Source organism: Shewanella sp. S1-49-MNA-CIBAN-0167 (assembly GCF_040310145.1).
Taxonomy (GTDB): domain Bacteria; phylum Pseudomonadota; class Gammaproteobacteria; order Enterobacterales; family Shewanellaceae; genus Shewanella; species Shewanella psychromarinicola.
Map to the genome: position 1 here is coordinate 90128 of NZ_JBEOPO010000017.1, position 6977 is coordinate 97104.

General features: G+C 42.1%; 4 protein-coding genes and 1 pseudogene. 4 read left to right on the forward strand and 1 reads right to left on the reverse strand.

The window, feature by feature from the left end:
* The first annotated feature begins 42 nt into the window (after positions 1-42).
* From AAEZ00_RS09990 to AAEZ00_RS10005, 4 genes and pseudogenes are all read left to right on the forward strand, one after another.
* Positions 43-2493: pseudogene (locus AAEZ00_RS09990) on the forward strand (DNA internalization-related competence protein ComEC/Rec2).
* 37 nt (positions 2494-2530) lie between these two features.
* A complete protein-coding gene (gene msbA, locus AAEZ00_RS09995; protein WP_124013875.1) occupies positions 2531-4333 on the forward strand; it encodes a lipid A export permease/ATP-binding protein MsbA in 1803 nt (600 codons plus the stop codon).
* Between the two features lie 16 nt (positions 4334-4349).
* Positions 4350-5357, forward strand: coding sequence for a tetraacyldisaccharide 4'-kinase (lpxK, locus tag AAEZ00_RS10000; protein WP_124013883.1), 1008 nt, complete (start codon positions 4350-4352; stop codon positions 5355-5357).
* Complete coding sequence (locus tag AAEZ00_RS10005; RefSeq protein WP_101030794.1) at positions 5347-5523, forward strand: Trm112 family protein; 177 nt, start codon at positions 5347-5349, stop codon at positions 5521-5523. Before lpxK ends, AAEZ00_RS10005 begins: the two co-directional genes overlap by 11 nt.
* 456 nt (positions 5524-5979) lie before the next feature.
* Here AAEZ00_RS10005 and AAEZ00_RS10010 read toward each other — a convergent pair whose 3' ends face one another.
* Positions 5980-6864: an MBL fold metallo-hydrolase gene (locus tag AAEZ00_RS10010; RefSeq protein WP_124013874.1), complete on the reverse strand. Its 885-nt coding sequence runs from the start codon at positions 6862-6864 to the stop codon at positions 5980-5982.
* Positions 6865-6977 lie beyond the last annotated feature (113 nt).

Below are 6977 nucleotides of genomic sequence, written 5' to 3' on the forward strand. Positions count from 1 at the left end.
AATCGATTTATCTATGGCTTTTGCGCCTGTTCTTTATCAGCGATGTTATGGCCTTCGCTGGTACCTATAGGATGGTTACCTATTTTATTCTTGGCTATGGTTCTTTGCCTTCGCAAAGGGCCGCTTATGGCTGGTTGCTTATTCGCAGTCATTTGGCTAAGCCTGTTATTTCATTGTTTGTTTATGCATCAATATGCTGAAAAATCCCAACAAATTGAGTTTAAGGCGCAGATAGTATCACTAGTTAGCCAAAACCGCGACTGGATTAGTTTCGATGTGCGCGTTATTAATCAAGCTGATCAATACGCTTTTTTTGAGGCGTTGGCGCTTAATAATGTGCAGCGATACTACCGATTAACATGGCAAAAGCCAGATAAAATTGTTATTGGCCAGACATGGTTATTTAGTGCCAAGGTCAAAGGGATCTCAAGCATCCAAAACCAAGGTGGTTTTAATCAACAAAAGCAGTTCATTAGTCAGCATATTATCGCTAAAGGTCGTGTTAAACGAGCCGAACTGCTCAGTCACAGTATGTCTGTGCGTCAACAGGTTATTGATGCATTGTCACCCACCTTGGCACAATTTGCTCAGGAGGATATTTTACAAGCGTTGATTTTTGGAGATAAAAGCGGTTTAAGCGCAATACGATGGCAGCAGTTGCGTCAGACGGGAGCAGGGCATCTTGTTGCAATTTCGGGCTTACACTTATCGGTCGTTTTTGGTTTGTTTTACGCCATAATGATCGGGCTGAGTCGTTATGCTTTTTCTTGGCAACATTTAGGTAAAATTCAACTCGCAATGGTGATTGCTGCATTATTCACTTTTGGTTATGGCTACTTATCTGGTTTTGCTGTTGCCACGCAACGTGCATTATTGATGCTATTTTTGTTACTCATATTCAGCTTGATTAAACAATTTAGCCACCATTGGGATCGGCTCGTATATGCATTGTTTTTTGTGCTGTTGGTCGATCCCTTTGCGTCGCTCGGTGCTGGGCTATGGTTGTCGTTTGGGGCTTTGGTGATCATTTTATTGGCGGTAAAATCCACCACTGTAGATTAACAACCTATGTTGGGCTCTGATCACGTTAATCAAAGTATCGATGTTCCTAAATTTGATATGACCGAACGATGCATACAAAAAGCTAAACAGGTAAAGGATAAGATACTGCATGGACTGAGTGTGTTGTGGTCCATTCAATGGCGTTTAGCGCTGTTCCTAGGTGGTTTGCAAGGCATATTATTTGGTGGAATTTCACCTCATAGTATTTGGTTAAATATGTTGCTAGTACCTTGGTTTAGTCTAGTGGTTATTCCGTTAACAATACTGAGTTTTTGCCTTTGGTTAGTGGCATTGTGTGTCATGTGGTTATTGGGCATAGATCTTGTTTCACTGCAAAGCCTTGGCTTGATGATATTTCAGTGGGCTAATATAAGTCTTGAGCCATTTGCGTGGTTATTACAGCTGAGCGATCATTTGCCGTTAAAACAGCTTGCGTTAACTGAACAGGAACTGGCGGGATTACTGTTTGTTTTTTTTGCAATTATCTTGTTGATGTTTCGGGGTTATGTGCCTAACAACCGTAAACTGGCTTTTCGCCTTTTGGTTGCCGTGCTCATGCTACCAATCATCGTGAGCAAGTTGGTGACTCACCAGATATTGTTTCCGCCATCGTCATCATCACGTTCAGCACCATGGCAACTTCATGTCATTGATGTGGCTCAAGGTATGGCGGTGGTTTTGCAACAAGGTCAACATGGGATTATTTATGACACTGGGGCAGCATATGGCGATTTTAGCTATGCGCAGCGTGCAATATTGCCTTTTCTGGCGAGCAAAGGCATCAGGTATATTGATTATATCGTGGTGAGCCATGATGATAATGATCATGCTGGTGGATTGAATGTGTTGCTAGATAAATTTCCGCAGGCGACATTAATAGCCGATTTTTTAACCTCAGCCTCAACCTTGCCTGAGTCATCACCCGCAGTGCAAGCTTGTGAAGGTGAGTTACATTGGCGTGGCGTGCAGTTAACTTTCATCAGTAATCATTTAACGACCAAGAGTAATGATAATAACCAATCATGCGTGGTTAAGCTGTCTGATGGCCAGTCTTCGGTATTGTTAACTGGAGACATTGAAGCCCCTAGAGAACAGGCATTAGTCGCCGCGAATGTTGATATTCAAGCCGATATCTTATTAGTTCCACACCATGGTAGCCGAACATCTTCTACCCCGGCGTTTATCGATAACGTTAATCCTCGATTAGCCATTTTTACTGCTGGTTTTTCTAACCAATATGGCTTTCCTAAATTGGATATTTTGACCAGGTATCAACAGCGAGACTGCAAAATATTACAGACGGGCCATGTGGGCCAAATTAGCATCAATTTCACTCATAATGATTACTACGTCACCACTTATCGGCAAAAAATGGCCCCATTTTGGTATAACCGTTTGTTTAGGTTTGGTGAGTCACTTAAAGCAGAGTAGAATATCACTTATGTTTGCTAGTTAAGTATTGGATTCAATGTCAGCATCACCTAAAAATGAAATATGGATCGTTTTCAAACGTTTGATGGCCTATATAGTCCCAATGAAAGCCATGTTTATTATGGCTGTTCTAGGCCTTATTACCTATGGCGCAGTCGATGCGGCGTTTATTGCATTTATTAAGCCTTTTATTGATGAAGGTTTCAGCCAAACTCCAGCGATAGCTGCTGGTGTCGACTTACCGACACATGGTGGGTTTAACGCCAATAAAGACATTATGTTAATGGCTCCTATTGCGGTTATTGTCATGTTCAGCATACGTGGCGTGGCTAACTTTGTGTCGACCTATTGTGTCTCATTCATGAGTGCACAGCTCATCATGGATATGCGCCAACAAGTTTTTGAACATTATCTGCGTTTACCCGTGAGTTATATCGACCGCGAAAATAGTGGTAATTTGATTTCACGTGTCACGTACGATACTGAACAAATTGCTCGTGCATCCGGTAGTGCGTTGATTTCAATTGTCCGTGACAGCATGACCGCGATCGGTATGTTAGGCATTATGTTCTACTATTCGTGGAAATTATCATTATGCATATTGGTGATAGGCCCAATTATGGGCGTTGTGATCAGTATTGTCAGTAAGCGTTTTCGTAAGGTTTCTAAGCAAATTCAATCTGCAATGGGCGGCGTTACCGCAACCACTGAACAGATGATTAAAGGCCATAAAAACGTGTTGGTGTTTGGTGGCCAAAAAACAGAGGTTGCTCGTTTTTATAAAGTTAACGACCAAAACCGGTATCAAAATATGAAGCTAGCGGTGGCTCAATCAATTAGCCAACCGCTCATTATGGTGATTGGATCTTTTGCTCTGGCTTTTGTACTGTATGCCGCCACTTGGGAGAGCATGAGAACGGATTTAACCGCTGGAACGTTTGCGGCTATTTTAGGTGCCATGTTAGCCATGCTTCAACCGATTAAAAACTTAACCCGTGTTAATGCCGAATTTCAACGAGGCATTGCCGCCTGCACGACAGTGTTTGAATTATTAGACACAGAACCAGAGCCAGATACGGGTGAGTTTAGTATTGATCGTGTTCAAGGTAAGCTGACATTTGAAAATGTCACGTTTACTTATCCAGGCCAAGAAAAGTCCGCCTTAAACAGTATTGATTTTGAAGTTAAACCGGGTAAAACCATTGCATTAGTCGGGCGTTCTGGCTCTGGTAAGTCGACCATCGCCAGTTTGATTACCCGTTTTTATAGTGGCTTGTCAACCGGTGATATCCGCCTTGATGACACCAGCATTTACGATTACCAGTTAAAATCATTACGTAATCAAGTGGCTTTAGTGTCACAGCAAGTGACCTTATTTAATGACACTATTGCTAATAATATTGCCTATGCTTACCCAGGCGAAGTGACTCGAGAGCAGATTGTCCATGCCGCTGAACTGGCTTATGCGATGGAATTTATTGATACCTTGCCACTGGGATTAGACACCCAAGTGGGTGAAAACGGGGTGTTACTTTCAGGCGGTCAACGTCAACGTCTTGCCATTGCTCGTGCTATGTTACGTGATGCGCCAGTGTTAATTTTAGATGAAGCCACATCGGCTTTGGATACCGAGTCTGAAAAAGCGATTCAAAAAGGCCTCGATAATCTTCGACATAACCGTACATCGATTGTGATTGCCCATCGTTTATCCACCATAGAAAGCGCCGATGAAATTTTGGTTATTGATCAAGGTCGAGTTGTTGAACGTGGTAATCACAGTGAATTAATTGCCCAAGCAGGTATTTACGCCAACCTTTACCAGATGCAGTTTAGCCAATAATGATCGGGTGTTTGTGATGCAACAGCTTATTCAGCGCATTTGGTATCAAGGGCACTCAGCCAAGTGGTTATTATTGCCGTTATCTGGGTTGTTTTGGTTAATATCCTCTATTCGGCGAGGACTGTTTAGGTGTGGGCTTAAACAGGTGCAAGTGTTGCCGGTGCCTGTGATTGTGGTGGGCAATATTACTGCTGGAGGCAGCGGTAAAACCCCAACAGTGATTTATTTAATCGAGTTATTACGCCAACATGGCTATAAACCAGGTGTGATAAGCCGAGGTTATGGGGTTAATATTGACGGTGTTGTTGCCGTTAACATCAATGCCAAAGCAAGTGATGTTGGTGATGAACCCGCTATGATAGTCGCTCGCACTTATGTGCCTATGGTTGTAGGCGCCAACAGAATTGCTGCGGCACAGACGTTATTAGTTGATTTTGATGTGGATGTTATTATCAGTGACGACGGCCTACAGCATTATGCGTTAGGGCGTGATATCGAAATTGCCTTAGTCGATGGTGAGCGACGTTATGGTAATCACTGTTTGTTGCCTGCAGGGCCTTTGCGAGAAGGTTTAGGGCGTTTAAGCTCGGTTGATTTTGTGATCAATAATGGCGGGCCAGCTCAAGATGATGAAGTGTTGATGACACTTGCTCCTGCACCTCTTTGTCAGGTCGATACTAGCCTACATGATGAATTAACTCAGCAGCACAGTATTGTTGCTATGGCGGGTATTGGTAATCCGCAACGCTTCTTTAATAGTATTAGTCGGTTAGGCTATAAAGTAGTAAAAACCGTTGAGTTTTCAGACCATCAGGCTTTTGATGAAAAGCAATTAAGTGAGTTATCTGTGCAACATTCATTATTAATGACTGAAAAAGATGCGGTTAAATGTCGCGATTTTGCACAATCAAACTGGTGGTATTTACCTGTAAATGCGAAGCTTAACTCAGAATTTGATCACGCATTGTTGAGCCAATTACAGCAAGTGGCTCAAACTAAAAAAGGACTGTCTCATGGCATTTGATAAAAAATTACTCGAAATTGTGGCCTGCCCGGTATGTAAAGGTAAGCTAGAATATGACAAAGAGTCGCAACAACTGATCTGCAAGTTTGATAAGTTAGCCTATCCTATTACCGAAGGTATTCCGGTATTATTGGAAAATCGTGCAACAGCTTTGGTGACAGAATAACGTACAAGCTGAGTCATTGAGTATTCAGTCATTAATGCGCCCTCAGGGGCGCTTTTTTTGTCTAAAATGGGTGGCAAATATCGATAAACAACAATATTTGTTGGTCTTTATACATAGCTTATATCTCGATATTGGACCCAATAAGAGGGGGTTAACTAAGCCATTCATTGTTATCGCTTAGTGGGTGGGGAAGCAATATGAAAAAAGTGCAGCAATTTTAGCATCCTGGCAATGGTTCAATTATTTCGCTAGACCTTTTCTAAATATTAGCAGCAAAAATGCAAAGCCAGTCTATTGGGGGTTGTAGCATTTCAGGCCAGCACCTTTAACGATTACAGAATGGATATCTCGTCGTAGAAGACCTTGATGCTGAAAAGAAAAAGCTTGCCTATAAGCGCAAGCTTTTTTTGTAAACAGAGGGGGATATTTGCTGATAAGCTGAGTTAAGATGCAAATTTAAGGTTTTGTGGCTAAATCTTGGTATAAGGTCTCAATCCACTTATCGGCAGAGATAAACTCCCAGCCCCAATTGGCGTACTTGGGCGGTACACCCTGTTTTTTGATGGTGGCTAAATCGTGACCCATTTCTATTTCACCCCGCATCCAATTAATGCTGTCATCAAGCATATGCTTAAATGTTAACAATGCATTTTTATCGCCTAACGCACCATGACCAGGGATCACTTTGGTCTTGTTGTCCAAACGATTTAATATCATGCTGACGTTTTCCCGATAACCGGTCACTGAACCTCCAGCCGCTAAATCGATGTAGGGAAAACGATCTTTAAAGTATAAATCGCCCATGTGAATAATATTGGCCTTTTCCCAAATAACCACACTATCACCATCAGTATGACCAGGACCTAGGTGGATGACCTCTAACGTATCTTGGTTAAAATGAATTGAGATGTTTTCTGCATAAGTGATAACAGGTAATGCTGACGCGGGTGAACGGCTATCAGCTTTGAGGCGTTTGAGGACATTGTGATGCGCTAAGATAGTGCCTTTTTCACCAAAATGGGCATTGCCGCCAGTATGATCGCCATGATAATGAGTATTGACAATGTATTTGGGCACCCCGGGTTGAATTTGCTTGAGTGCTGCAGTAATTTTATCTGCTAAAGGCGCAAATTGGTCATCAATGATCAATATGCCGTCTTCCCCAGCTGAAACGCCAATATTGCCACCGGCGCCGATAAACATATAAGTATTATTGTCTAGTTTTTGGGATTTAATCATCACATCACTGAATTTATTATCAGCAACAGCTAATGTTTGGGTTAACGCGAGCATAGTTAACGCACTGAGGCCGATAATTTGACGTTGAAATCTTAGTTTCATGACTATCCCTTTATTGCTGTCATTGTGATTATTTATCATGCCTATGCATCTGAGTCAGTTTTGGCTTATTCTTATAGTATAAATCAAGACTAGAAGTGAGATTTGCTATGAAA

Excerpts from the sequence above, each read along its gene's own strand:
- msbA (WP_124013875.1), top strand. The coding sequence starts at position 2,531 with ATGTCAGCATCACCTAAAAATGAAATATGGATCGTTTTCAAACGTTTG.
- lpxK (WP_124013883.1), top strand. The coding sequence starts at position 4,350 with ATGCAACAGCTTATTCAGCGCATTTGGTATCAAGGGCACTCAGCCAAG.
- AAEZ00_RS10005 (WP_101030794.1), top strand. The coding sequence starts at position 5,347 with ATGGCATTTGATAAAAAATTACTCGAAATTGTGGCCTGCCCGGTATGT.
- AAEZ00_RS10010 (WP_124013874.1), bottom strand. The coding sequence starts at position 6,864 with ATGAAACTAAGATTTCAACGTCAAATTATCGGCCTCAGTGCGTTAACT.